This is a genomic window from Anabaena sp. 90 (assembly GCF_000312705.1).
GTDB lineage: Bacteria > Cyanobacteriota > Cyanobacteriia > Cyanobacteriales > Nostocaceae > Dolichospermum > Dolichospermum lemmermannii.
Map to the genome: position 1 here is coordinate 601764 of NC_019439.1, position 26289 is coordinate 628052.

Annotated in this window: 25 protein-coding genes, 1 pseudogene and 1 riboswitch; of the genes and pseudogenes, 12 read left to right on the plus strand and 14 right to left on the minus strand. The window is 37.0% G+C overall.

What is annotated here, in order from left to right:
* Positions 1–50: 50 nt before the first annotated feature.
* The 8 genes from ANA_RS21510 to ANA_RS21545 form a co-directional block, all read right to left on the minus strand.
* Positions 51–758 carry a precorrin-2 C(20)-methyltransferase gene (locus ANA_RS21510; protein ID WP_015083530.1) on the minus strand — a complete coding sequence of 236 codons (708 nt, stop codon included), beginning with the start codon at positions 756–758 and terminating at the stop codon, positions 51–53.
* Positions 758–1384 (minus strand): precorrin-8X methylmutase, encoded by a 627-nt coding sequence (locus ANA_RS21515; RefSeq protein WP_015083531.1) that lies wholly within the window; start codon positions 1382–1384, stop codon positions 758–760. Before ANA_RS21515 ends, ANA_RS21510 begins: the two co-directional genes overlap by 1 nt.
* Before the next feature lie 164 nt (positions 1385–1548).
* The gene (cobG, locus tag ANA_RS21520; protein ID WP_015083532.1) at positions 1549–2958 is read right to left on the minus strand and encodes a precorrin-3B synthase; all 1410 of its coding nucleotides are present in this window, start codon (positions 2956–2958) and stop codon (positions 1549–1551) included.
* A 217-nt stretch (positions 2959–3175) separates the two neighbouring features.
* A complete protein-coding gene (locus ANA_RS21525) occupies positions 3176–3601 on the minus strand; it encodes an HNH endonuclease (RefSeq protein WP_015083533.1) in 426 nt (141 codons plus the stop codon).
* A gap of 15 nt (positions 3602–3616) precedes the next feature.
* Positions 3617–4021, minus strand: coding sequence for a hypothetical protein (locus ANA_RS21530; RefSeq protein WP_015083534.1), 405 nt, complete (start codon positions 4019–4021; stop codon positions 3617–3619).
* 52 nt (positions 4022–4073) lie between these two features.
* On the minus strand, positions 4074–4313 hold the full coding sequence (locus tag ANA_RS21535) for a hypothetical protein (RefSeq protein WP_015083535.1): 240 nt from the start codon (positions 4311–4313) through the stop codon (positions 4074–4076).
* 71 nt (positions 4314–4384) lie between these two features.
* Complete coding sequence (locus tag ANA_RS21540) at positions 4385–4792, minus strand: DUF6575 domain-containing protein (RefSeq protein WP_015083536.1); 408 nt, start codon at positions 4790–4792, stop codon at positions 4385–4387.
* A 566-nt stretch (positions 4793–5358) separates the two neighbouring features.
* Entirely contained in the window at positions 5359–5829 is a 471-nt protein-coding gene (locus ANA_RS21545; protein WP_148279145.1) for a hypothetical protein, read from the minus strand.
* A gap of 301 nt (positions 5830–6130) precedes the next feature.
* On the opposite strand from ANA_RS21545, the gene ANA_RS21550 reads away from it, so the two are divergent.
* From ANA_RS21550 to ANA_RS21575, 6 genes are all read left to right on the plus strand, one after another.
* Positions 6131–7339, plus strand: coding sequence for a bifunctional cobalt-precorrin-7 (C(5))-methyltransferase/cobalt-precorrin-6B (C(15))-methyltransferase (locus ANA_RS21550; RefSeq protein ID WP_015083538.1), 1209 nt, complete (start codon positions 6131–6133; stop codon positions 7337–7339).
* Positions 7340–7871: 532 nt separating this feature from the next.
* Positions 7872–8855 carry an alpha-ketoacid dehydrogenase subunit beta gene (locus tag ANA_RS21555; RefSeq protein ID WP_015083539.1) on the plus strand — a complete coding sequence of 328 codons (984 nt, stop codon included), beginning with the start codon at positions 7872–7874 and terminating at the stop codon, positions 8853–8855.
* A gap of 600 nt (positions 8856–9455) precedes the next feature.
* Positions 9456–10868, plus strand: a complete 1413-nt coding sequence (gene secD, locus ANA_RS21560; RefSeq protein WP_015083540.1) for a protein translocase subunit SecD — start codon at positions 9456–9458, stop codon at positions 10866–10868.
* Positions 10865–11833 (plus strand): protein translocase subunit SecF, encoded by a 969-nt coding sequence (gene secF / locus ANA_RS21565; RefSeq protein ID WP_015083541.1) that lies wholly within the window; start codon positions 10865–10867, stop codon positions 11831–11833. Before secD ends, secF begins: the two co-directional genes overlap by 4 nt.
* A 166-nt stretch (positions 11834–11999) precedes the next feature.
* Positions 12000–12410 carry a hypothetical protein gene (locus tag ANA_RS21570; RefSeq protein WP_015083542.1) on the plus strand — a complete coding sequence of 137 codons (411 nt, stop codon included), beginning with the start codon at positions 12000–12002 and terminating at the stop codon, positions 12408–12410.
* Positions 12411–12558: 148 nt separating this feature from the next.
* Positions 12559–13026, plus strand: coding sequence for a GNAT family N-acetyltransferase (locus ANA_RS21575; protein WP_015083543.1), 468 nt, complete (start codon positions 12559–12561; stop codon positions 13024–13026).
* Here the strand turns inward: ANA_RS21575 and ANA_RS21580 are convergent.
* On the minus strand, positions 12971–13894 hold the full coding sequence (locus tag ANA_RS21580) for a sensor histidine kinase (RefSeq protein WP_015083544.1): 924 nt from the start codon (positions 13892–13894) through the stop codon (positions 12971–12973). The genes ANA_RS21575 and ANA_RS21580 overlap by 56 nt on opposite strands.
* Entirely contained in the window at positions 13884–14468 is a 585-nt protein-coding gene (locus tag ANA_RS21585; protein WP_015083545.1) for an L-threonylcarbamoyladenylate synthase, read from the minus strand. The genes ANA_RS21580 and ANA_RS21585 overlap by 11 nt, the downstream gene beginning before the upstream one ends.
* A gap of 85 nt (positions 14469–14553) precedes the next feature.
* Between ANA_RS21585 and ANA_RS27940 the strand changes: the two genes are divergently transcribed.
* From ANA_RS27940 to ANA_RS21605, 4 genes are all read left to right on the plus strand, one after another.
* Positions 14554–14895, plus strand: a complete 342-nt coding sequence (locus ANA_RS27940; protein WP_015083546.1) for a hypothetical protein — start codon at positions 14554–14556, stop codon at positions 14893–14895.
* A 213-nt stretch (positions 14896–15108) separates the two neighbouring features.
* Entirely contained in the window at positions 15109–16074 is a 966-nt protein-coding gene (locus tag ANA_RS23790; RefSeq protein ID WP_015083547.1) for an SMEK domain-containing protein, read from the plus strand.
* Between the two features lie 141 nt (positions 16075–16215).
* Positions 16216–16536 carry a nucleotidyltransferase domain-containing protein gene (locus ANA_RS21600; protein ID WP_015083548.1) on the plus strand — a complete coding sequence of 107 codons (321 nt, stop codon included), beginning with the start codon at positions 16216–16218 and terminating at the stop codon, positions 16534–16536.
* Positions 16533–16913 (plus strand): HEPN domain-containing protein, encoded by a 381-nt coding sequence (locus tag ANA_RS21605; protein ID WP_015083549.1) that lies wholly within the window; start codon positions 16533–16535, stop codon positions 16911–16913. Before ANA_RS21600 ends, ANA_RS21605 begins: the two co-directional genes overlap by 4 nt.
* 252 nt (positions 16914–17165) lie before the next feature.
* Here the strand turns inward: ANA_RS21605 and ANA_RS21610 are convergent, their stop codons facing one another.
* Entirely contained in the window at positions 17166–18122 is a 957-nt protein-coding gene (locus ANA_RS21610) for an NAD-dependent epimerase/dehydratase family protein (protein WP_015083550.1), read from the minus strand.
* A 132-nt stretch (positions 18123–18254) separates the two neighbouring features.
* Positions 18255–19594: pseudogene (locus ANA_RS21615) on the minus strand (IS4-like element ISAsp3 family transposase).
* A gap of 225 nt (positions 19595–19819) precedes the next feature.
* On the opposite strand from ANA_RS21615, the gene ANA_RS21620 reads away from it, so the two are divergent.
* Entirely contained in the window at positions 19820–21277 is a 1458-nt protein-coding gene (locus ANA_RS21620; protein WP_015083551.1) for a serine/threonine-protein kinase, read from the plus strand.
* Positions 21278–21468: 191 nt separating this feature from the next.
* Here the strand turns inward: ANA_RS21620 and hemE are convergent, their stop codons facing one another.
* Complete coding sequence (hemE, locus tag ANA_RS21625; protein WP_015083552.1) at positions 21469–22521, minus strand: uroporphyrinogen decarboxylase; 1053 nt, start codon at positions 22519–22521, stop codon at positions 21469–21471.
* 920 nt (positions 22522–23441) lie between these two features.
* A riboswitch (cyclic di-AMP (ydaO/yuaA leader) is annotated at positions 23442–23555 on the plus strand.
* A gap of 157 nt (positions 23556–23712) precedes the next feature.
* Here hemE and ANA_RS21630 point away from each other — a divergent pair.
* On the plus strand, positions 23713–24357 hold the full coding sequence (locus tag ANA_RS21630; RefSeq protein WP_015083553.1) for a universal stress protein: 645 nt from the start codon (positions 23713–23715) through the stop codon (positions 24355–24357).
* 554 nt (positions 24358–24911) lie between these two features.
* Here ANA_RS21630 and corA read toward each other — a convergent pair.
* Positions 24912–26063, minus strand: a complete 1152-nt coding sequence (gene corA, locus ANA_RS21635) for a magnesium/cobalt transporter CorA (RefSeq protein WP_015083555.1) — start codon at positions 26061–26063, stop codon at positions 24912–24914.
* Positions 26064–26289 lie beyond the last annotated feature (226 nt).

The following is a 26289-nucleotide window of genomic DNA, read 5'->3' on the forward strand; positions in this document are numbered from 1 at the left end:
TTTGCGCCTTTGCTTCTTTGTACCTTTGCGCGAAACATAATTTGTGACAACTACAACTTACTTTTAGTAGGAATCACAATCATAGAAAAATAAGGTACATCTTCTGGATTAACTTCATCAAGGGGCAATATCCGCTGTTGTGTGCTTGTAGCCCGTTCAATGTATCTAGCCCGTGAAGCTAGTCCTAATTCATGGAGAAGATTCCTAATTTTCGGAAAATGACGACCAAGTTTCATAATCGCCGCAGCATCAGTAGATAAAAGCTGATTAGTGAGAACTTCTACTGGTAATGGTGCAGGTAAAACCGTCAGGACATCATTGTAATAGGTGAATGGTAAACCCAAAGCCACGGGACAGGCCATAAGTGAGGAAACTCCGGGGACGACTTCCGTTTTATATTTATCAGCTAACCGAGTAAAAAGGTACATAAATGAACCGTAGAAAAACGGATCTCCTTCACAGATAACCACCACATCCCGACCTGCTGCTAAATGGTCAGCAATAGGTTGAGTTTCTTGGTCATAGATAGATTTAGCCTTTTCTGGTTCTAAGGCGCGAGGCAGATGAAATGCTACCTCAATCTGACTATTATCCAAGTATGAAGAAACGATTTTTCTGGCAATACTTTCTTTATCTGTAGCTGATTGATAAGCGATAACTGGGGCAGAACGGAGGAGACGCAAGGCTTTTAAGGTGATGAGTTCAGGGTCTCCAGGTCCCACACCAATTCCATAAAGACGACCTCCAGAGTTAGTCATTACTCTTCCTCACTTGCTAAAGCGTTAACAGCAGCCGCAGCGATCGCACTTCCGCCCCGTCTACCATGTAAAGTCATAAATGGGACATTGCGGCTATCTGCGGCCAATGCGACTTTTGACTCGACTGCACCCACGAAACCAACAGGAAAGCCCAATATTAACGCCGGTCTGGGGATACCTTCGTCCAGCATTTCCAATAGCCTAAATAGGGCTGTGGGGGCATTCCCAATCACCACAATTGCCCCTTCTATATGGAAACGCCAAAATTCTAAAGCCGCTGCTGACCTGGTATTTCTTAATCTTTTGGCTAATTGTGGCACTTCTGGATCATTGAGTGTACAGAGAACTTTATTATTCTTGGGTAATCTTTTTCTGGTAACACCTTCCGCTACCATGTAAGAATCACACAAAATCAGTGAACCGCCAATTAGGGCTTTTTTTCCGGCTTCTACCGCTGTAGATGAATATTCTAAGTCATTGACAATATCCGTCATTCCACAGGCGTGAATCATGCGGACAGCAACTTTCGCTACATCTTCAGGGAATCTTTCCAGATTGGACTCTGACCGAATAATTGCAAAGGAATTACGATATATTTCGTTACCATCACGGATGTAATCAAACATGAGATTTTTAGGTTGTAAAGGTTAAATTGGACTGTGATTTTTGTGATTTATTTGATTAAGATGATTGGATAAGTACCTGTGCAATATTAATTTCCTATTTTTTTATTCTGTATCCTTGATTGGATAAAGCATACAGACAAATGAAATGTGAAATATATTTGGCATTAATACTTAAATAATTGATTTAATTGGTGGCTGTGACGCTGAATAAATTGTCCAAAGGTTTCTTGTAAATTTAGACGTTGTTTTTGATACACTGCCAACATTTCTGGAATCAAAATCGGAATTTTCGCTATAGTCACATATTCATAAAGTAAATGACCCAAAACATAAACTTGATAGCCAGGGGTTTCTGTGGTAATACCAAGTAAAGTAATATCAGCTTGTGTGTGTTGAGCGCAAGATTTGCTACAACCACTAAAGTGGATATTGACTGAAGAATCTAGAATCATCAGACTGTCCAGGTATTTTACCAAATTTAAGGCATCATCTTTAGTTTCTGTGGCCGCAGCAGCACAACCCCGTTTCCCGGAACAAGCTACTAAAAAACTTTTGATGTCGGTTGGTGATGAGTTTAAACCTAAATTGGTAATTTCTTGCTCAACTTCGCTAATTTGGTTTTGGGGAATATCGGTTAATAGTAAGTTTTGCCAAGGTGTTAACCTGATATTATTATCACCATACCTTTTGGCAATATTTGCTAAACCTCTAATTTGCGAAGTTTCTAATCTTCCCAAGGGTAAGACTATCCCAATATAATATAATCCGGTTTGGCGTTGAGAATGAATGCCAATATGAGTTTTTTCTCGCAGAGGCGCAAAGGCACGGAGAGGAGTTTTTGTAATTTTCAGTATACCTGGGTTGAGGTTTTCTTGGACTTGATGAAGATATTCTTTAACTGTGATGTTATTGATTATTTCTCGTAACCGTAATTTGCGACGGTTTTTAGTGTCTATGTGTTTGAGGTAAGTTTCTGCTAATGCTTCTAAAACTGTTATTGCCTTTTCTGGTTTGAATACAATTCCTGTGTCTTTTGCTGGTTCTCCTTTTTCTCCATAGCTGAGATATAACCGCAAATATACATTGCTGTTATTTAATTCTGCTGCCAATATAATATCATTGGGTTGATATCTTACGGAAACTTTGCCTCCACTATCGAAGCAAACGCTAAATTTTGCAGATAATTCACCAAGATGAGAATGTGCGGTAATATATTCTTCCCAATCTTTCACTAAGGGACGAATATCTATTAATTCTTCTATATCAATACCCGCTGTGGGATTGGTCATGATGTTGCGGATATGATCTATCTTGGCATTGGTAGAAGCTAAACCTAATGCTTGGAATTTTTTCAGAACTTCAATATTTATGCTTTGTTGAATTTCTCTAATTTGAATATTAGCGCGGTTAGTAATATCAATATAGCCACTACCATGATTATCAGCAATATCTGCAATAGTCTGAAATTGTTGACAATTGATGATTCCCCCTGGTATTCTTAGCCGATAAAGAAGACCGTCTTGGGCTGGTGTGCTGTAAAATAATCCCGGACAAGCGGTAAATGGAATTTGCAAAATTATAACTCCTTCTCTGTGTGACGCAGAGACAGAATGGAAGTGAACACTTGAGAGTTAGCATTCTGACTTACTCAATGTGAGATTTTTAATTAAACTTCAATCACCTCAAATTGCTTTACAGTTGCGGCACAGTCTCGGAATTGAACCGAAGTTTCCTAACTCTCAGATTTAGTAGTTTACCATAAGATGGTATTTTTGGCTATTGTCAATTTTTTTAATCATTAGGAGGATGCCAACCACTCATTACCCAACGTTTACGAGCAACTATAATAACAGGGTTATTCATACGTAACCTAATTATTGTAGCGCGACCTATAGCAGTAATACCCTCAACTTTTGTACCGTCAGCACTCCAGATAAAATGTTCTGACCAAATCTGTTTACGAGGATTAAAAAGTGATATTGTTTCACAACTTAAAGGATCTATAGACTCAGTTAAATTACTTTTATATTCATTACAAGAACGACAAGCTAAACACAAATTTTCAAAAGTTGTATCTCCTCTTTGTGAAACTGGTTGAATATGATCATAGGTCATAGTAATACCGCTATTTACTTCGGATGTTAAGCAATAACAGCAACGTGATTTATCATTATCAATGATTTGTTTTCTTAAATTTTCAGAAATATAAGTAGACACAACAATTTCAATATTTTAAAGATTTGGTAAACTATATCCACGCCAACGAAGTAAAACTGCGGATTGGGCTTTACGTAACATGAAAAGATCAGCTTTATATCGCAAAGATGTTAAATTTAATCTTTCTGTTTCTGTTAGTGTACTATGAGAATTTTTCTCTAGTAAGCTATTGTATTCTTCCATATCTGTTACTGTTTTATGACTATGGAAAATTTGCCAAAGAGCATTATCATTTAACTTATCTAAAGCTGCTAGTTCGGCTTGAAATTCCTCTGGTACATCATCCCATGCTGGTGGACTACCCACTTGTAAAGCATGAAGTATAACCTCCTCTAAAGGGCGCTGGGTAGCATGGGCGGTATTAACTAACCGTTGATAGATAATTTCGGGTATTTGTAGTGTAATAGTTTCAGTAGGCATATTAAATTACTGCGTTAATTTTTACTAAGACTATTGATATTTTTATTATATCCTAAAAAATGGTTTTTAATTGAGTTTTGTAAGTGCTAGACAAATCAGGATCACTTTTTCCACAAGCAATAAAGTCACTTTGTTTAAATAAAGCAAGAGGATCATTTTCTGGCTGTTGAATTTTTTGATAATCAAGACCAATTGCGGTTTGAATAATTTGTTTGATATCTTGGCTAGTTTGTTGTTGAATGATGTTATTCTTATCAAGAATGATTTGATCTAAAGATGTATTAATGTTCATAATTTCTCCTTATAAATAGCTACAATAATTACAACAGTAATAAAATTTTTATATATACTGGTATTTTTAAATCAAATCTTGATTTTTTCCTTATTTTCTAGAGGAAAAACTGCATCAGAGAAATCAATAGTTTCACCAGCTATGGGTAAATATTCATCATTGAGATTTTCACAAAATATAATTTCTACAACATCCAAATTATCATTTTCGGAAATTATAGCTTGATAAATAAAACCATCTTCTGATTTTTTAAAAGCATCATATAAATCAAGATTACCAGAACGAATATTTTTTAATCTTCCTTTTGACATGGGAGAATAAAGCCAAGTTTTATGATCTGGTATTTCATCTATCCAAACAGCTAAAAAAATCTGTCCTGAAGCATTTTGACAACTAAATAAACAGGGAAAATCATAATATTCATAGATTTCAATAATTTCTAGGTTTACTAGCGGTGGGTATTGTGGTATTAATTTCATAGATAAACCTCATTTTTATTATGTTAATCCATTTACTAAATGATATCACCACCGCCAAGAAATTCATTTCTTGGCTAATAGCAAAATTCAGCTAAAGCTGAATGAAGATTGATATTTATGCAGTCTGTTTTAACAGACTTTTGCTATGAGACTGAGAATTCATTCTCAGGCGGTTTGGTAGGATCATGTAAGATGTATATTAACAGCAAAAAAATATCAATCAACCCAACATGGTATTCATCCCTGGGTTAAATCTCAAAAACCAGAATTTCAATTTATTAAATTTTCAATAATTAAAAGGATATTAAGTAGGTGAACGGAAAAAAACCGAAATATGTAACGAAAAGTAAAATCGCCCAAACCCTCTTCACTCTTGCCTCTTGCCTCTTGCCTAGTGCCATAACGACGATTTTCAATGCTAACCTAAGTAAAACGGCTTGAATAATTCAAAGTTTGTAGTGAGGAATTTATTCCTCATTTGAGGGCTGAAGCCCTTACTACGAAATCATCTCCAGATTTTTTACATTACTTAATCTACTTTGATTTATTTTCGTCTACTTACTTACTTATTTAGATTCAAGATATGAAATATCTTCCATATTAACAATAGTAAATAACCCAGAATTTTGATTTTTCTCTAAAATTACACCCATTCTTTTTTCTGTCCCAAAACCTTGGTAAAATAAATTTATTATTCCTAATAAATGAACATTTAAAATAGGTCTAATAACTAAAAAAACTTGCTTTTGACTTCTAAATTCTGGAATTTTACAAATTTCTACCTCTAAAGAAGGACTAGTCAAAAATGGTAAAGATTTGAAAACAGATTCAAAATAGAATATTAGTTGATTCTTATTAGTCTGAGGGTAAGATTCACTATAATATTTATCAGATATTAATTCATTTAGTTTATCTAAATTCTTTGTATCTATTGATTTTTTTAAATCTCTAAAAAATAGTAAAATATTTCCTTCTAAACCAGTAGGATTTAACTTAGATTTATGTGCTTCTTGAAATAAGTATATTCCTTCTTTCAATAGGATAAATATGGGGTACATAAAACTCCAATAATATAAATAGACATCTATTCTAAATATTTAACATATTTTTTACCATCTACCTCTGTAAATTTATCAAATAAGTAAATTTAATTATGACAAATTGTATTAATGAGGTTTATAAATATGTTGTAAAAACAATACATTACGCGCTCTTCTTTGCGCCTCTGCGTCTCTGCGAGAAAAAATACTCTTATTCAACTCAAAGCACCAACTTTACATCCCCTCACGGTAAGGTAATAAAAGCGATATTCCAGCAAAACAAACAACCTCACGAATTATGCAAAAATGGTTATCAATTATCGGTATCGGTGAAGATGGTTTAGCAGGGTTAAGTCCCATTGCTGTTTCCTGCTTAGACAAAGCTCAGATTATCTTTGGTGGTGAACGTCATCTTTCTATGTTACCACCTGACGACAACCGGGAAAAAATTCCCTGGAAATCACCTTTTACAACTTCCATAACCGAAATTATCAGTCGTCGTGGTCAAGCAGTTTGTATTTTAGCTAGTGGCGACCCTTTATGTTATGGTGTGGGTGCAACTATTCTGAAAGATATTCCTATTTCGGAAATTACAATTATTCCTGCACCTTCCGCTTTTAGTCTGGCTTGTTCTCGATTAGGATGGTCATTAACAGAAGTCGAAACTTTAAGTTTATGTGGTCGTCCGGTTTCTTTACTGCAATCTTATATTTATCCCGGTGCAAAATTATTAATTTTAAGTGAGGGAAAAAATACTCCCGCTCATGTCGCAGAAATTTTAATAAATCGCGGTTATGGTAATAGTCAAATTACCGTTTTAGAAAAAATGGGTAATATTAATGAGAACATTATCACAGATATCGCTACTAATTGGCAAGAAAAAAATGTCGCGGCTTTAAATACTATTGCGGTGGAATGTATTGCTGATAGGGGAATTGTTGGTTTATCCAGATTTCCCGGTTTACCTGACAATGCTTTTCATCATGATGGACAATTGACGAAAAGGGAAGTCCGGGCGGTGACATTATCGAGTTTAGCACCTTTACCGGGGGAATTGCTGTGGGATGTGGGGGCTGGTTGTGGCTCTATTTCTATAGAATGGCTGCGAAGTGATAGAAGATGTCGAGCGATCGCTATTGAACAAAATTCCACTAGACTAAATTATATTGCTGATAATGCGGCTGCTTTGGGAACACCAAATTTACAAATTATGGCAGGTAAAGCCTTAGAAGTCATCCCAAATTTACCAGCACCAAACGCAATTTTTATTGGTGGTGGTGTGACAGCATCAGAAATATTAGAAAATTGTTGGAATGTCTTGCTTCCTGGAGGTAGAATGGTGGTTAATGTTGTCACTTTGGCAGGTGAACAAAGATTATATCAATGGTATGAAAAAGTGGGAGGAAACTTTACCCGGATTGCTATTCAACGAGCCGAACCTATTGGTAAATTTCTAGGTTGGAAATCCATGTCTCCTGTGACTCAATGGGTAGGAGTGAAAAATTGATAATTAGAGATTTAGACAAAAGTACAAACAAAACTAGTACCGCAGGGCGGAATTAAAAATTAACAATTAAAAATTAAAAAAGCAGATTGTATAAGCTTTTTAGGGATTTTTAATGGTTATCTTACTTACGCCGCAGTGTACTAGTAGTTTGTCAAGATAAAAATGATGGACTGTAGTGTGAGCGTCTCGCTCACGCGGGTAAGATGCTTGCACTACCAAAAACCCGTCAAAATAAATTTAACAGACTACTAGATAGAAGTAATAACGCATTTCCCCAATCAGTCTTTGTTGGTAAGTGTCTATATTCAGCTAGATAAAGATGTTGTTTGTATTTTACTCCACTTTAACCAACTTTTGTGATTTTTTCGTGCAATTATTCTTCAAGTCAGATATCATGAATTTTCTACCGCTACGTGCAAAAAGTGGATTATAAAGAATTATCTGATGTTCTCAACAACAGTGCTAGGCTTGACTGTATTCGGGACAATGGCACGATAAAATTCTATAACGATAAATTGCGATAAAGGTCTAAATGGCAGAAACACTATTTTTCAACGCCCTGCGGGAAGCTATTGACGAAGAAATGTCCCGCGATTCTAGCGTATTCATTCTGGGTGAAGACGTAGGACACTACGGCGGTTCTTATAAAGTTACTAAAGACTTACACCAAAAATATGGTGATTTGCGAGTTTTAGATACCCCCATTGCGGAAAATAGCTTTACTGGGATAGCTGTAGGGGCGGCTATGACTGGATTAAGACCGATTATTGAAGGCATGAATATGGGCTTTCTGCTCCTGGCCTTCAACCAAATTTCTAATAATGCGGGGATGTTACGTTACACTTCCGGTGGTAACTTTAAAATCCCGATGGTGATTCGTGGACCTGGGGGTGTGGGTAGACAGCTTGGTGCGGAACATTCCCAACGTCTTGAAGCTTATTTCCAAGCTGTTCCTGGTTTAAAAATTGTGGCTTGTTCCACACCTTATAACGCTAAAGGATTACTGAAAGCAGCTATCCGCGATGATAACCCTGTGTTATTTTTTGAACACGTTTTACTTTATAACTTAAAAGAAGACCTGCCAGAAACAGAATATGTGCTACCGCTAGATAAAGCTGAAGTTGTTCGTCAAGGTAAGGATGTGACAATTCTCACTTATTCGCGGATGCGGTATCATGTGCTGCAAGCTGTGAAAGTTTTGGAAAAACAAGGTTATGATCCAGAAGTTATTGACTTAATTTCCTTGAAACCTCTTGATTTTGAAACTATTGGCGCATCAATTCGCAAGACTCACCGGGTGATTGTTGTGGAAGAGTGCATGAGAACTGGGGGTATTGGTGCAGAATTAGTTGCTTCTATTAATGACCGCTTATTTGATGAATTAGATGCACCTGTGTTGCGGCTTTCTTCTCAAGATATCCCCACACCTTACAATGGTAATCTTGAGCGTCTAACTATTATCCAACCAGAGCAAATCGTCGAAGCAGTCCAGAAAATGGTGGCTTTGCGAATTTAGGAAGTTGTCAGTTGTCAGTGGTCAGTTGTTCTTTGTCCGTTGCTATGAACCACTGACTACTGACTACTGACCACATCAAACTTCTACTCACAACTGGCAAAAAGAACGTTATTTTGACACTCCCCGGTCTAAAGACACGGGGATTCTTGGTTCAACGAGACCACTTAAACTAGACTCCTTGGGTTATCTAGCTCAGAGGTGGGACTCTCCCCAAGCGTTAGCTTTCGGTCTGCCCGACCGTAGTTGCATTGCTGCAAGTCCTGTTTAACTTGAAACGAGAAAGTTTCAAAATTCTGAGTCGTCTAGTTCCTATAAATCTTTTACCTACTGCTAGGAGGAAACTAGAACAATGCAGTAAAACCGCATAGATTTAATTGTCAAGGACCAGAAAAGCCGTTAGGCAGTTAGGTTTTTAGACAGGTTGATTACCTTTCCTGTTACAAGTAGTATAACATAAATCGCTGGGGGATAAATCCCCCACACGGCTTTCAGTCCCGGCTTAAAAGACATTGACACCTAAAAACTTTTTGGATTTTTAGGTGTCAATTCCGAGGTTTTTAGCCTATTTTCTTATAATCTTTGTCAGTTGTGAGTGATGGTATGCAAAAACAGCGATCGCTATTAGCGTTAATTATAGTTTTGGTCATCACCGCTATTACGGTGATTGTGACAATTCCTGTCCCCTTGGGACTAGACTTACGAGGTGGGTCACAGCTTACAATTCAGGTGAAACCAACGGCGGAAATTCCCCAAATCACCGAAAGAGAATTGGAAGCTGTAAAAAAAGTAGTGGAAGGGCGGATTAATGGTCTTGGTGTTTCTGAGCCATTAATTCAAACTATCGGTACAGATAAGATTTCCGTACAACTACCTGGTGTCAATGATCCAGAACAAGCAGAACGGGTATTAGGCGGTACAGCGCAGTTAGAGTTCCGTGTCCAAAAACCGAATACAGAAACTCAACTTTTTGCTCTTCAGGTAACAAAAAATGACCTGAAAACCAAGCGCGAAGACTTGAAAAAGAGTAAAGATCAAGCAGCAATTGATCAAAATAAGCAAGAGTTTGATCAAAGTAATCAAGCAGTTGCGGAATTGTTTGAAAGTACCAATCCACCATTAACTGGTAAATATCTCCAGGATGCCTACGGTCAGCCCACTCAAGGCAATAACTGGGATGTGGCTATCCGTTTTGATCAAAAGGGTGGTGAACTCTTTGCTGGACTCACAAAAGACCTCGCTGGCACTGGTCGTGGTATCGGTATTTTCCTTGATAATGAACTGATCAGTTCACCTAGTGTAGGTGTAGAATTTGCTGCTACTGGGATTACTGGCGGTTCTGCGGTAATTACAGGTCGTTTTCAAGCCCAAGAAGCCAATGATTTAGGCGTACAATTACGCGGTGGTGCATTACCTGTTCCTGTGGAAATTGCGGAGAGAAGAACGGTAGGAGCTACTTTAGGAAAAGATAGTATTCAAAGAAGTATCTACGCTGGTATTGGTGGTCTGACTTTAGTATTAATATTTATGGTGTGGTACTATAGATTACCAGGAATGATAGCGAATATATCACTATTGATTTACTCCCTACTGACTTGGGCTACCTTTTGTTTATTGAGTGTCACCCTCACTTTACCAGGAATTGCGGGTTTTATTCTCAGTATCGGTATGGCAGTTGATGCTAACGTTTTGATTTTTGAACGCACCAGGGAAGAACTACAAGCAGGTAAATCTTTGTATCGTTCTGTAGAATCCGGTTTTTACCGCGCCTTTTCTAGTATTTTGGATAGTAACGTTACTACCTGGATTGCTTGTGCTGCATTGTTTTGGTTAGGTTCAGGACTAGTCAAAGGCTTTGCTCTTACCTTAGCTTTAGGCGTAGGGGTGAGTATGTTTACCGCAATTACTTGTAGTCGCACATTGATGTTTTTAGTTATTTCCATTCCCTCTTTGCGGAAAACAGAATTTTATGCTCCTAATGTGCCAGTAACAAATAAGACAGGAGTGGCACGATGAGATTAGATATTAACAAAGCCCGGGGTACTTGGTGGACTATTTCCGCTGTGATTATTTTGATCGGTATCATTTCCATGGTGATATCCACACTCAATCCCAGTATCAAAGCACCTCTGCGTCCCAGCTTGGACTTTATCGGCGGAACAAGGTTGCAATTTGTCCGGGACTGTGACAAACCTGGTAACTGTGACCAGCCAATAGATATTAATCTGGTGCGAGAAGTCGCCAAATCCCAAGGACTTGGAGACAGCAGCATTCAGTTAATCTCGGAAAATGGCCAAGAAAATGGCATTACTATTCGCACGAAAAACCTGGAAACAGAACAGCGGAGTAATTTGCAAACTGCGTTAACTGAAAAAATCGGCGCTTTCGACCCGCAAAAAAACCAAATTGACTCCGTTGGTGCAACTTTAGGAAAGGAATTATTTACTTCGGGAATCTTAGCTTTAATAGTTTCCTTTGTCGGGATAACTGTTTATATGGCTTTCCGGTTTCAGTTGGACTATGCCTTATTAGCTATTGTGGCATTGTTTCACGATATTCTCGTCACAACTGGAGTTTTCTCAATTTTAGGCTTAGTTTTCGGTGTTGAGGTAGATAGTCTTTTCATTGTTGCTTTGTTAACTATCACAGGGTTTTCAGTCAATGATACTGTGGTAATTTATGACCGCATTCGGGAAACTATTAAACTTCATCCTGAACAACCAATTGCTGAGGTTGTTGATGATGCTGTTAACCAAACTTTATCTCGGTCAATCAACACGACTTTAACCACCTTACTGACATTAACTGCTATTTTCCTATTTGGTGGAGAAACGCTCCATTATTTCTCTCTAGCTTTAATTGTCGGCTTTATAATGGGAGCTTATTCTAGTATATTCATTGCCAGTACACTCCTGATTTGGTGGCGAGAACGCAGTCAAAATTACCAAGTTGAACCCCCTGTGACTTCTCCAGAAAGCTAAATTCAGTCATGGAAAATACCTCGTTCCTAGCCTCTGGCTGGGAATGCCTAATTTGAGGCTGGAGCCTCCTTGTCACTAGCGGCAGAGCCGCAATAATAAACATTCCCAGTCGGAGACTGGGAACGAGATTTTAGAGTTTTTTGTAGGCGCAAGCTATACTCTTCCTATGGATAAACCCGAAGAACCACAAATTGAGGTAGAAGAATTCGGAGTAGATTCTGCTTTTACTCAACAAATCCAAAAGCTACATCAGCTTACAGTATACGGCAGATGGTTATTTGTCGGCTGTTTGTGGCTAATAATAGCCCCTGTTTGTCTGTGGGATTTACGGGTAGAAATTTCCTTGTTACAACAATATTTTACCTGGGTAGGATTACGGTACGCACTAATTTTTCATCCTCTATCTGCCCTGGGTTTAAGTTTGTGCATAGGTGTGACAACTTCTGTTTTAGTTTGGCAAAGTCGCAATATTCTGTGGGGATTACCATTGGCAGAACAGGAAAAATTAAAAAAGCAAGTTTATCGTATTCGTCAACAAGGATCTTCTCACCCTCTATGGAAGTGGGTTTGTCAATGAACAGGGAAGAGTGATTAAAAAAGAGTGTTTTAATTTTTAATTCTTAATTTTTAATTGAACTGTTGCATATACATATACAGGTTTAGTAATTTCTAGGAAAATATGCCATAACAGAAACAAATATCTTAGGATAAGTGGGTGTTTATAGATGAAATATTCTCAGATTCAATTTAGCCACAGTCATGCGGATATTGATCTTTACCAACTCCAAGAACTGTTTAATCTGTCCGCTTTTTGGGCAAAAGGACGAAGTATTAAGGATTGGGGTATAGCTATTGCTAATAGTGAACCTGTGATTTCTGTCTGGGAGAAGGAATTATTAATTGGCTTTGCAAGAGCGACTTCTGATGGTATCTATCGCGCTACAATTTGGGATGTTGTGATTCATCCAGAATATCAAGGTAATGGACTAGGTAGCAAGTTGGTAGAAACTGTTTTAAGTCATCCGCGAATGCAAAAAGTAGAGCGTGTGTATTTGATGACAACTCACCAGCAGGAATTTTATGAGAAGATTGGTTTTCAAGCAAATAACACAACAACAATGGTGCTATACAATCAATCTAATTTTGATTTTGTTCCTGGAGAGATTCAACTTCAGGAGTCGTTAGAGGCATAGATATTTGCCATCTTGTTAACTGTGATTTTTCTTCCTGATTGGTGGGGAAAGGCAAAATTTCTAACTTTCCTCCCATCAATTCTACTAAACTTTGATGAAGTGAAAGTTTCATTCCTGGTGACAGAACTATATTTTTCTGAGTTGTCTGATTTTCAGCTATCATCAAATCTATAGATTCACTTGTAACTACAGTTTCAGTTGGTACATCTAAGCAGATATTTACATAATTATCTGTAGGTTGTAGATGACTAGAAAGATAAATATTCCCTGCTTCCATTTGAGCAATTGTTGTATCTATCAAGTTTATTAATACTTGTTTGAGCCAACGGGAATCTGCTAAAATGTAAATTTTTGGATCTGGTGGTGATAAAGTAAAAGGATAATTACGATTGACTGCTAATAGATAAGTTAAGTTATAAATTTCTTGTAAAAATTCAGATAATTGCAAAGTTTCAATATCTAATTTATTTCTACCAGATTCAATTTTGGAAACATTGAGAATTTCATCAATTAGTTTTAATAACTTGAGAGATTTTTCGTGAGCTTGTCCGACAAATTCCCGTTCTTCTTCGGGATTGTCACATAAATCTGTCAAAATCAATTGATGTAAGCCAATTATACTCCCTAATGGCGATCGCAATTCATGGCTAATTCGGGCTAAAAAACCTGCTTGAAACTGACTCATTTCTTTGGACTGATAATAGGCTAATTGAGTTTGTTTCAATTCTTGTAAAAGTTGGTTTTCTTGCTGTTGTGGAGCATTTTGAATGGGAATGGATGCAGATTTTGTAGGCTGAAGGAATAATCTACAAATACCTATTCCTAATCCTATTCCTGCTCCTAAATATAGCCAGTTACTAAAATTCATAATTATCTAATTTAATACTACCTTGTCGTAAAATCTGCCAATTGTTCCCTGTCCATTTAGCAACGGTGGAAGGTATTCCCAAACCTTGGTATTCTGTTGATTCTAATGTTAAAACCTCTGGAAATTGAGCTTCTATGGCTGCTTTGGTTTCTAAAGCTGGTTGTCCTGATAAATTAGCGCTAGTTGTCGCCATTGGCCCAGTTTGCGCCAAAATAGTTTGAGCAACTGGATGATTTGGGACTCTAATCCCAATGGTAGTTGGTTCAACAGGGTTCATGACGGTGGGAATTTTGTCACTAGCTGGTAAAACTAAAGTTAATGCACCTGGCCAATGTTGATTAACAATTTTTTGCCAGATTTGATATTCTCTTTGGCTACCTTGAACATAATCCCATAAATCTTCAGCTTTAGCAGCCATTAAAATTAAAGGTTTATCGAAACTGCGTTGTTTCGCTGCATAAATTAATTCTGCTTGTACTGGTATGGTGGCTAATGCGGGGACGGTATCTGTGGGGAAACTAATTAGTTTTCCAGCTTTTGCAGATTCTATCAGGACTGATAATGAAAGGTTCATAAAGATGGTTTTTCTGCTGGTGTTTTGAGTTGGGGATGATTTTTTTGATATTATTATTATCATAGTAGAAATGGAGTTTAAAAACATGACTCAACTAACACCAAAACAACCAGCGAGAAGAGGAATAATTTTTCCAGAACTGACTTTATCACCGGAAGAATTAGCTAGACGTAAGGCTGAAAATGAGGCAGAGTATCAACGTTATCGGACAATTTTTGAGCGTGTACGTCCTAAATTGATCAAAATCCCAGACTTTTTAGATGAAGGAGGCATGAGTCCAGAAATGTATCCAGAAATTGGTACAACCATAGGCGCGGTTGTAGTTGGATATAACGAGAGTAATTTTCGAGAAGTATATTTAAGTGCAAAACCTAGTGTACTGCATAAAGCTCTTGTACCTTTGAAGATTCCTGCTTTAGCTAGTTAAAGCTAATTGACTTTGCACCTCAGTTTACAAGGGATATGTTGCATGGAAGCAAGAATCCGTAGTAATATAAGTTGTTAGTTAGGGAATTTGTCTGAATCAGGATGTCCAGGATTTAAGGATTTACAGGATGAAGATAGAATTTTATCACTAACTACGTATCAATATGTGTACAAGTCTTGAATTAATAATTAGCAACTTGGGTTAGTATCAACTATGCTGAAAAAGGAAACTTTTCTAAAAAATATTACGCGTGGACTTATTCAATTAAAAGATTCAACAGAATATTACGCAGTGTTAAACCTCTACGATCAGCATATTATTGCTGAATATTTTGTTGTCAAGCTACTAAATATAATATATGGTTATAACTTAATTAATTTAAATTCTCAGGATAAATCATGCGCTGCAATTGATTTGGGTGACTACGAGAGAAAACTTTGTTTTCAAGTTACATCTACTTCTCTTAAAAACCATCGAAAGAAAATACAAGACACAATAAATAAATTTATTGGAAATAAAAAATATCAAGATTTTGATCATCTGAAATTTTTATTTTTGGGAGACAAGCAGGAAACATATCGAAGGGGATTTAATACCCAAAATTTATTTACATTTGATCCAAAGAAGGATGTTATAAATTTAAAGGATTTAATACGTGAATTAAAATCCCTTTCCGATGAAAAACTAGAAAAATTGAACCATTTAATTGAAAGTGAAATATTTTATCAAAATTTAAATTTATCAGCAGAAATGTATATCCTACAACAAGGAGATATTGAAGCATTAAAAATATATAGAGACGCATTTGATAGACCAGCACTCCAAGATTCATTTCACACAGAATCAAGCTATCAGGACTTTGAGGCTGCTTTAACAGATTTGATATCTCTCTTGAAAACAGGAGTTATAAACGGAAAATTGCTGGCAAAACCCATTCGTAAATTTGATGACAAAAATTTAGAACACGATCTTAACAATCTCTATAATAAAGTAAGAAAATTAAGAGGATTATACAACGATTATAAAAAAATGGGTGAAATTATTCCAGAACACAACATTACTAGATTTAAATTACCAAATACTTCTGACCTTTTCAATAAGTTCAAGCAAGACGTAATTGATACTATAAATTCAATCTTAGAACAACATAATATCCGCTCCATAGATGGGGTTTCCTGAGTGCATTTAACCCTATTGTAATTATTAGTGCAGTTATCTTGTTTGCATGGGAGCGATACCTTCAGCGAGTCAAGGGATTCCCATGAGATAAACTAGAGGAGAGCGTTAGCGTAGCTTACCTAAGGTATCGCCCTTATAACCATGAACATTAACCTAAAACCTATTCTCACTCGCCTGAAACAAGAACTCACTGACCTGTATGGCGATCGCTTACAACACCTCACCCTCTTTGGTTCTCAAGCCCGTGGTGATGCAGAACCTGGATCAGATATAGATGTGTTGGTAGTGCTGAAGCCTCCAGTTAACCCCGGAGAAGAAATCAAACGCACGGGGAAAGCGATCGCTGATCTTTCCCTAGATTATGATGTTGTCATTAGCTGTCTTTTCATGGATGAAACCCACTATCAAACCCGCAACGGCTCTTTGCTTCGTAATATCCGTAAAGAAGGCGTTCTTCTATGACCGACGAACAACGGGAACTCCTCCTCAAAGCCCAACAGAGTTTAGAAGCTGCAAAACTCCTACTTACCAACAACTACCCAGACTACGCCACCTCCCGCGCCTACTACGCTATGTTCTACATTGCAGAAGCATTTTTAGAGGGTAAGGGACTTTCATTTTCCAAACATTCAGCCGTTATTGCTGCTTTTGGGCGAGAATTTGCCAAACCTCAAGTAGTCCCAACTAATTTTCATCGTTTCCTAATTGAAGCACAGGAACTGCGAACAACTGGCGACTACGGACAATTGAACGCCGTCACAACAGACCAAGCCGCAGAACAAATTGACCGCGCGGAGGAATTTTTGTCCCTAGCAATTCAGTTCATTGGTGCAATATAAGATGTGCCTAATGAATTAGTATATCTCTCTGTGAAAGCTGTATTAGGCAGAGTATGACCATCTTGGCTGCACTTTATATAGATGAGGATGTGTCCGCATTAGTCGCCACCATGAATGCGTTTTCGTGTAATATTTATTTTAAGTATTGCTGAATTGAGATATGAAAATCAAAAATTCCCTTTTTGAAACTCTTAATCTTTGCGCCTTTGCGCCTTTGCGTGGGACTAATTCATACTTTCATTCACCAACGCCTTATTTTCCAGCTTTCACACCGCTAATTTTCAAAACATCACTCATCGTTGCACAGTAATTTGGTAAATTGAAACTGCTAGGATTAATGGCATTAGCATAGCTAAAATGACGATAATTCATACAGAATCGATCCCAAGCCGCCATTTGAATGCGGAATAAAACAATAATCACATTGGCTAAACCTAAAGATAGAGGAATGCGGAAATAAATCTTTTTACTTAAATAAGCACACACTTCTTCAATGGCTTGATTAGCAGTTAATGCTGATTGTCCTAAAACAAATCGGCGTGGATCTCCCTGTTGTGGGGGATAATCAATTAAATATTGGATAACTGTGGCAATATCTTTACCATGAATAAAGTGAAAACTACTATCTGCTTGTAAAAAACGAATGAGATTAATATAGTTAGTAACTTCAGGAATACCCGATGTGAGATGAGAATAAGGTTTTTTATCATCACCACCTAATACTAAGGTAGGAAAAACCGTGGTAATTTTGGGAAAAATTGCTAATTTTTCAATTTGATGTAAACAATCATATTTAGAACGGATATAATCTGTCCCAATTTCTCCCGCTTCTTTAAGTGGTTTATTATCGTTGTTCAAAACACTCGCAGTGGAAAAATAAATTACCTGTTCACATTTTTCAGGATTTAACAAACTCATTAATTCTAGAGTTTTGAAGACATTGATATCAAAAATGCCCTCACCACCCCAAGAAGTGGCTGTTAATACGGCAATATCAATAGTTTTAAGTAAATCAGAGAATTTACCAATCTCTTTCATATCACCTTGGAGAATAGTAATACCGGGACGGGCTGTAGTATCAACTTGGAGTTTATTTGGGTTTCTAACTAGTAGATACAATTCGTGATTGGTGTTTTCAATTAAGGCTTCACTGATATAGTGACCGACACAGCCACTTGCACCTGTAACTAAAATGCGTTTTTTGGTCATGAAATTGGATGTTGGGGTTTTTGGGGATGGTTGAGGTCAGTGCGTAATTGTAGCATGATTTGAGAAGATAGATCCCCGATTTCTTAAAGAAATCGGGGATCTGGGTGTTAGTTAACCAATACTGTAGCCAAATTACGAGGGTTCAACGGCTGTAGGAGCATTGTGAACACGACCAAGAGAGGTAAGCTTGGCAAAAATCTGGGCTAATAAAATAGGCTCTGGTTGTTCCGGAAGCATTTTTAACATTTCACGAACATATCGAAAACCACGACAGTAAGCCTTAAGATCAATAATTCCAGCACCAGGATTATCTTGACGGAATTGAGCTAAAAGATAATGAGATAAGTTGACCATAAAAAATATTGATTGGCCGCATTAGTCACCGCAGTTTGACCCCGATTCATAAAATCTTCCAATCCCCAGAACTGCTTGGCATCACGAAAATTAAATTCGATTTGAAAGCGGAGTCTATAGTAGTCGATTATTTTCTCATAAGACAAATCTAAGTCACTGGAAAATAAAATCACATGACTAACAGCATTCGTCTTGATATTTGTTTTTACCAAAATCACTACATTCAAGGATTGAGCAAATTCTTTGTGCAGTAGAGTCATTTGATAAATATCAGTTTTGATATCTTCGTCAATACTGCTTTGACGTAAATATTCCCCAGCAATATTACGCCAGTCCAGCTTATCTCCGTATTTACGACGAGAACGATGATTAGGGTCAGGATGTTGGTAAGGTATGTATAACGCCGAATCGTGGCGTAATTTGGAAATTATGTGTAACTTTACCTGTCTAGCCATTTGCAAAGCATTATTGTTCCCAAAGTGACCATCTACAACCAAGTAAGTGAGGGGGATAAAGTTAGCTATTAACTTAAATAGCTCATTAATCATTTTCTGAATTCTTAGTAGTTCAGATGTAAAAATCACCTCCTGTTTATTTTTGTTCTTACTCCCTTTTGGTCGTCCCCGTCCAGGTTTTTCTTGAGGTTTTACTTCTGGAATTGGTGAGACAATACTTTTTTCTACATCGCTCTTGATTACCTGTTCTATCTGAATCGGAAATGAGTGTCTTTGTTGAACACTTACTAATGATAAGGTAAAGAAAGATAGCCCCGATATTGGTTTGCTTGTTAGACTTGAGAAGAACCTATCTAATCCATAGGTTTTTTTCCCGGCTTTGCTTATTACTACTTCATCTCCTGCCAACAAATAAACATCATTTGGGCAAAACAAATGCCGCCGAAAAAACACCCAGAACACCGTTGCCCACGGTATGACTGTCCGAAAGAATCTGATTACCGTCCGATAACTACCACCACTAAGCGTCCAACGCGAAATTCCCAACATCGTTACTCGTCCGCTCATTGCTAACATGGCCATGATGATCTGACTCAATTGCCGCATAGTCGTCACTTTTATTTCTGGTAGCAGGCATTGCAGGAGTGTTAGGATATCAAACATGGGCTGTATGTGGTTTTCGAGTTTTTGTTTTGGAAGACTATAACTCTACTACATCAGCCCTCTCTCTTCATCCTCTTTTTTTGGCTACAGTATTGTTAACTGAATATATTTTTTGGAAACGAACCGCAGAGACACAGAGGACGCAGAGAAATGAGGTTTTGAGAGATTTTGCGTAAACCTTGATTAATTAGGGTAAAATTACAAAAAAGCCTTGGTGGTGAGTCTATGCGTCAATGTCTTAATCCTGACTGTCTTTTTCCTAACCCTGATAATTTTCAATATTGTCAAAAGTGCGGTAATAAGTTACTTTTGCGTGAAAGATATATACCTGAATCAATTTTAGGTCAGGGTGGTTTTGGTAGAACATTTTTAGCTATTGATGAGGATAAACCATCAAAACCTTATTGTGTAATTAAACAATTTTTACCCCAAGCACAGGGAACAGATAGTATTGAAAAAGCATCCCAGTTATTTTCACAGGAAGCACAACGTTTAGAGGCGTTAGGTAAGCATCCTCAAATACCTGAGTTAATGGCTTATTTTACATCTGATAATCGTCAATATTTAGTACAGGAATTTGTGAAAGGGGAAACTCTACAAACTGAGTTAGATAAAAATGGCGTTTTTTCTGAACAGCAAATTAGAGTATTATTAAGAGAACTGTTGCAGATATTGGAGTTTGTTCATAGTCAACAGGTAATTCACCGAGATATTAAACCAGAAAATATTATTCGCAGTAGTGACAATAAGTTATTTTTAGTAGATTTTGGGGCGGCGAAAATAGTCAAACCACAGCAACGCACGGCGACAGGGACAATTATAGGATCTGCTGAATATTGCGCTCCTGAACAGTCTATGGGTAAACCATTATTTATTAGTGATTTATATAGTTTAGGGGTAACTTGTTTGCATTTATTAACAGGAGTTAGTCCGTTTAATTTATATAGTCCAATGGAAGGGGAATGGCTATGGAGAGATTTTTTAAATGGGAATGGGGTAAGTAATAAATTAGGGAAGATTTTGGAAAAGTTAGCAAGTCCTATTGCTAAACAGCGTTATCAATCTGTGAAAGACGTGATTAATGATTTGATTTCTATTAATCAAATTTCTACTTCACAAGTATCTGTAAATGCGTCTCAATCGTATGTAATTTTACCATCTGTTGCTTTACCCAATCGGTATGAAAAATTAGAAAAATTATTAGCAGCAGGTAAATGGAAGAAAGCAGATGAAGAAACAATAAAAGTAATGTTGACAGTAGCAAACCGGGAAAAACAACGTTGGTTAAATGTGAAAAGTATTGATAATTTTCCCTGTGCAGATTTGCAAACCATTGACAGTTTGTGGGTAAAATACAGTAATGGTAAATTTGGGTTTTCTGTACAGAAACGAATTTATCAAAGTTTGGGGGCTAATGAGATAGCCTTTGGAGATAGGGTAGGATGGAGAACAAAAGGATGGTTAGGGATGGGATTTTGGAAGTATTACCACGAGCTTACTTTTGATATCACAGCACCACAAGCCCACCTTCCGGGTTGTATTTCTTTGAATATTATAAATATCGGAGATACTACTCACGTTCGCGATTCTTTTAGAGTCGGGATAGAAACAGCTAGAGTCGGGATAGAAACAGCGTTTTGGGCAGAGAAGTTCTTCTCTCGCGTTGAGATTTGTGGACTGTAAAATCTAAAGATTACAGAAAAATATTTAGTCAGAATCAGGATGTCCAGGATTTAAGGATGTACAGGATGTTACTGTTAACCTATTCAAAAATAACAGAAATTTCTCTCTGTGTCCTCTGTGCCTGGAGTGGTTCGTTATTTCCTCATTTCCATTTAATAAAAATCAGGTGGGCAAAAAGCCCACCCAAAAAACTACACCAAAGCGTTGAGGTTTTTCGCAGTTTCAAAGAAAAAAGCCACATTTTCTTCTTGTGTTTCTGGTAATACACCATGTCCGAGATTGAGGATGTGTCCCCAGTTACCAGCTTTGCGAACGGTGTCAATAACCCGCTCGCGGATAAACTCCTTAGAACCAAATAACACACCTGGATCAAGATTACCCTGTACCTTCATCTGCTTCCCTAATCTGGCTCTAGCATCTGCCATATCTACTGTCCAATCTACAGTAATAATATCAGCACCAGAGGTAGCCATTCTTTCTAAAAGTCCCGCACTACCTGTCACCAACAAAATTAATGGTGTGTCAGGATGAGTGGCTTTAACTTTCTCAAACACCATTTTTTGATAAGGTAGCGCAAAGGTATCATAATCTTGAGGGCTTAATTGTCCTGCCCAAGAATCGAACATTTGTACTACTTGAGCGCCACAATCAATTTGATAGCGGACATAATCAGCAATAGAATCTGCTAATTTTGTGAGTAGCTGATGGAGAATTGTCGGATCTGAGAAGGCCATGTTTTTGATGATGGAATAGGTTTTAGAACCCTTACCTTCCACCGCATAAGCCGCTAAAGTCCAAGGTGCGCCAACAAAGCCTAACACCGTTGATTGATTGCCTACTTCCTGCCGTAATGCTTGCAAAATCGTTCTGATAAACGGCAGTGCTGCTTCTGGTTCTAGAGGACGCAGTTGTTCAATTTGTTCTTGGGTGCGTATGGGCGAATAAATAATCGGTCCCTTCCCTTCCGCAATATCCATGTCAATCCCCATTCCTGGTAAGGGGGTGACAATATCGGAAAACAAAATTACTCCGTCGGGTTGGAAAGCTCTCCAGGGTTGGAGGGAAACTTCGATTGCTACTTCGGGAATTTCCGAGCGATCGCGGAATGAAGGATATTTGTCCCGCAAATCCCGGTATGCTTGCATATAGCGTCCCGCTTGTCGCATCATCCATACAGGGGGACGATCTACTTGTTCACCACGAGCGGCCCTAAGGAGGAGAGGAGCCGTTAAGGAAACACCCATTTAACACTTCGTCCTAAGTCACTTTTATATTTCACCATATAGCTTACCATCCTCCGATTCCCCTTGATCTGCCTATCTATACAGGTCTTAAGGTTGCTTGACTTAACTTAACAAAACGTTACGATGTTCTTTTCATATCTGGAATCTGGAATTGTAGATTTGAAAATTTTTACAACTAGGGAACTGGATTATGATTCTAACACACAAGCGTTGGTTATTATCTTATTGGTTGGGTATCTTAGCTGCTCTTTTATTCAATTCATAAATGAGATAAACATAAAATGCACAATTTTTTAAATTTCAAAAAAGAAAAATTACTGCGTCAATAACTCCCCCACCGTTCTGATGTTATTGATGATTATTGATTTCAAACAAAGATGTAAAATTATTCTTAGCGTCTTTACGCGAAATTAAATCAGCATATATCAAGTTATTAGTAAACGAAGTGCTAAAAAATGCTAATGACTCTGCAAAAATTAGCATTGTTAACAAACACTAGTAGTTTGTCAAGATAAAAATGATGGACTGTAGTGTGAGCGTCTCGCTCACGCGGGCTTTTCGGTCCGCACTACCAAAAACCCGTCAAAATAAATTTGACAGACTACTAGCTAATGATAAGCTTAACAGTAACAACCAATAAGTATGATGAACACAGTAGCAGAGGGATAAAACCAGAAGTTAATTTTTCCTAAACTTTGGTAAATAGCCATTAAACATAGTTTAACAATGAATTATGGCTAAATTCTGACTTCTAAATTTTTGCTAAGTTGAAGTAGTTTAAATCATTAAATATTAGAGAAAACAGGGTAAATCAGTAATTAAGCTGCTCACTACAAGCATATCCTCAATATTCTTAAACTTGACTTTATCTAAACCTAGTGTAATAGTATTACTATATTTTTAGTGGGTAGCCTAATCCAAATTCATGAAAGCTGAATTTGAAGCGGAGGAACCAAGTATTTGGGGCTAATCTTATGAGAGACACCTTCCAGTCTTAGCCCGTCAGCTAACTCCGTCGGCAATGGAAGGAACCTCCAAAACTTTGGCTGTAACAGCAGTTATGATTGGGGCTTCCTTAATCAATTGCGGATTTTGGATTTAAGATAAATCTAATATCTAAAATTGTTATCCCTGCTTCTCGTTGGTTAATCGTTTCAAGGGAGAGAAGTTAAAACTGTGAAAATCAAAACAATGTTGGCACGTTTGCAAAGTGCGATAGGTCGTGATGACTTAATTGAACAAATGGTGCTATTACCAGAGACTCAAAAATCATTTGCTAAAAGAGGTTCGCAGACAAAATCAGCTAACTTAATTGTCGGCTATAATGGTTCACCTCAAAGTCATACAGCCCTAGATATTGCCTGTTGGATTGCCTACCAAACGAGTTTAGCAACTAACTCGCAAGTTACAGTTCAAGCTGTTTATGTAGTAGAAGAAAACTGCAATTATCAGTATGTTGATATATTCAATGTTGCTGATAATAAAGCTCAATTAGAATGCCAATTAAGTAATATATCAAAGCCAGTCACGTTGCGATTAAATCAACCCAAAAGAACAGCAATTTTACCGCAGTTAGAAAGAGAATCGAGAACTTATCTCCAGGAAGCAGATAGAATTCTTTGGCAAGCAAAAACTTTAGCCGAAGAATGGCAGGGTTCATTTAAATCTCATTTACGGTTTGGTAACATTGTTAAAGAACTTAATCAGGTTGTAGAATTAGAAACTGCTGATATTCTATTTTTAGGCTGCAAATCTATCAATCATCCGCTGATTGAAACACTAGGTCATAATTTTCCTTGTGCAGTTTTAGGTATTCCTAATTGTATTGATGAATAATCTCGGTTTTCAATTACAGTAATTTGAAATTCCATTCTTACAGAGGAAACAAAGAACTGGCAAGAGGGTGGGGTCTAAATCTTCACCCAAAACTTGCTACTTACAGCACTTTCCGGCGCACAAATATTTGTACTGAGTTTTTTCATAATTAAAAATACTTAAAAAGCCTGTATCGTCTCCTTTTTAATTATTAATTTTTAATTCTGCCCTGCGGTACTAGCCAATTTTTAAGCGACAATAGGAACATAAGAAAATGGAGTTAATAAATAATACCTTCACCAAATTGGAAAAAGCCTTGATTCGTAACAAAAATGCCAAAGGTATTGAGGAAAATACTCCTTGTGTTAAATAATAACTAGTTAAGCACTAGTAGGTAGAGGTGGAATATGACAACCCAAAATTTGCTGATCCCTCATGCTTATACGTATCTGCTTGTGAAAATTGGTGTTTTAGTTCTAGCATTGTTGCTGTGGTTTATATTTACAGCAGCCCCTGTTATTTAATTGCATTCACCACTTAGAGATGTTTAATCAAGCGTCTCTATTTTATCGAATTTAGCGATGAATATCTTTTTGAAAATTAACAGAATTAGTCAACCAACCCCGTCGCCAAAAAAAGTATAGTAAACTGATTGCCACTAACGCCATTACTCCTAAACATAGCGGGTAGCCCCAATACCAATTTAATTCCGGCATATTGTGGGGTGATTTTTCGGTATTGAAATTCATCCCATATACCCCAGCAATAAAAGTCAAAGGAATAAAAATAGAAGAAACCACCGTCAGCAGTTTCATGATTTCATTCATTTTATTGCTAATTGCTGATAAATAAACATCCATTAAACCAGCTACTAATTCTCGATAAGTTTCCACTATATCCATCACTTGGACTGCATGATCATAACAGTCTCTTAGATAAATTCTCACATCATCACTAATTAATTCACTACCATCTCTAATTAAAGAATTAATTGCATCTCTTTGTGGCCAAATTGCACGACGTAGTTGTAATAATTCCCGCCGAATTTGATATATTTTTTGCAATGTTTGTTGACTAGGATTAACGATTACTTCCTCCTCTAAATCATCAATTCTTTCCCCATACAGTTCTAAAACTGGGAAAAATCCATCAATAATTGCGTCTAATAAAGAATAAGCCAAGTAATCACTACCTTGTCTGCGGATAATACCTTTATTCTTATTAATTCTCATTCTCACCCCATCAAAACAATCATGTTCTGGTTCTTCTTGCACTGTCAAAACATAATATTTACCTAAAACTAAACTCACTTGTTCACTATAAAAACCGCCATTATTATGATTAGGTACAACCATGTGGGCAATAATCACTAATTGCTCTTCATAATCCTCGATTTTTGGTCGTTCTACCATGTTGACAATATCTTCTAAAATTAGAGTATGTAAATCAAAAGTTTGACCTAAACGATGCAAAATATCTTTACTACCTAAACCTTGAACATCTACCCAAGAAACGGATTCTGTATCCAAATAATTAAGACATTCTTCTGGATAACTTATTTGTTTCTGAATCAGTTGAGTTTGGTTATAGTCAATCAGAAAAATAATTGGTTGTTCAGCATTTTCATCAACAATGATTGTTCCTGGTGGAGTTCCTGCTTGGTGAAAAAATTCTTTATCGCGTGACTTGTGGATAACTTTGGAAACTCGGCGAATTTTCTTAACCATAAATTTTAAGTCTCTAGATATTACTGATTTAAATCTTAACGCATATCATATAATACTTCTAATTTATCCAGATATAAAAAGCAGAAAAATATGCTTATGCAACCAAATCAGCAAACATTTTGGTTAATTGAACCTGAAGCAAAACCATTGCAGCAGATTATAGGTGGTGGTTTTATTTTACCAGATGGACAAGTAGCGATTGCTAGAATTTTACCACATTCCAGTT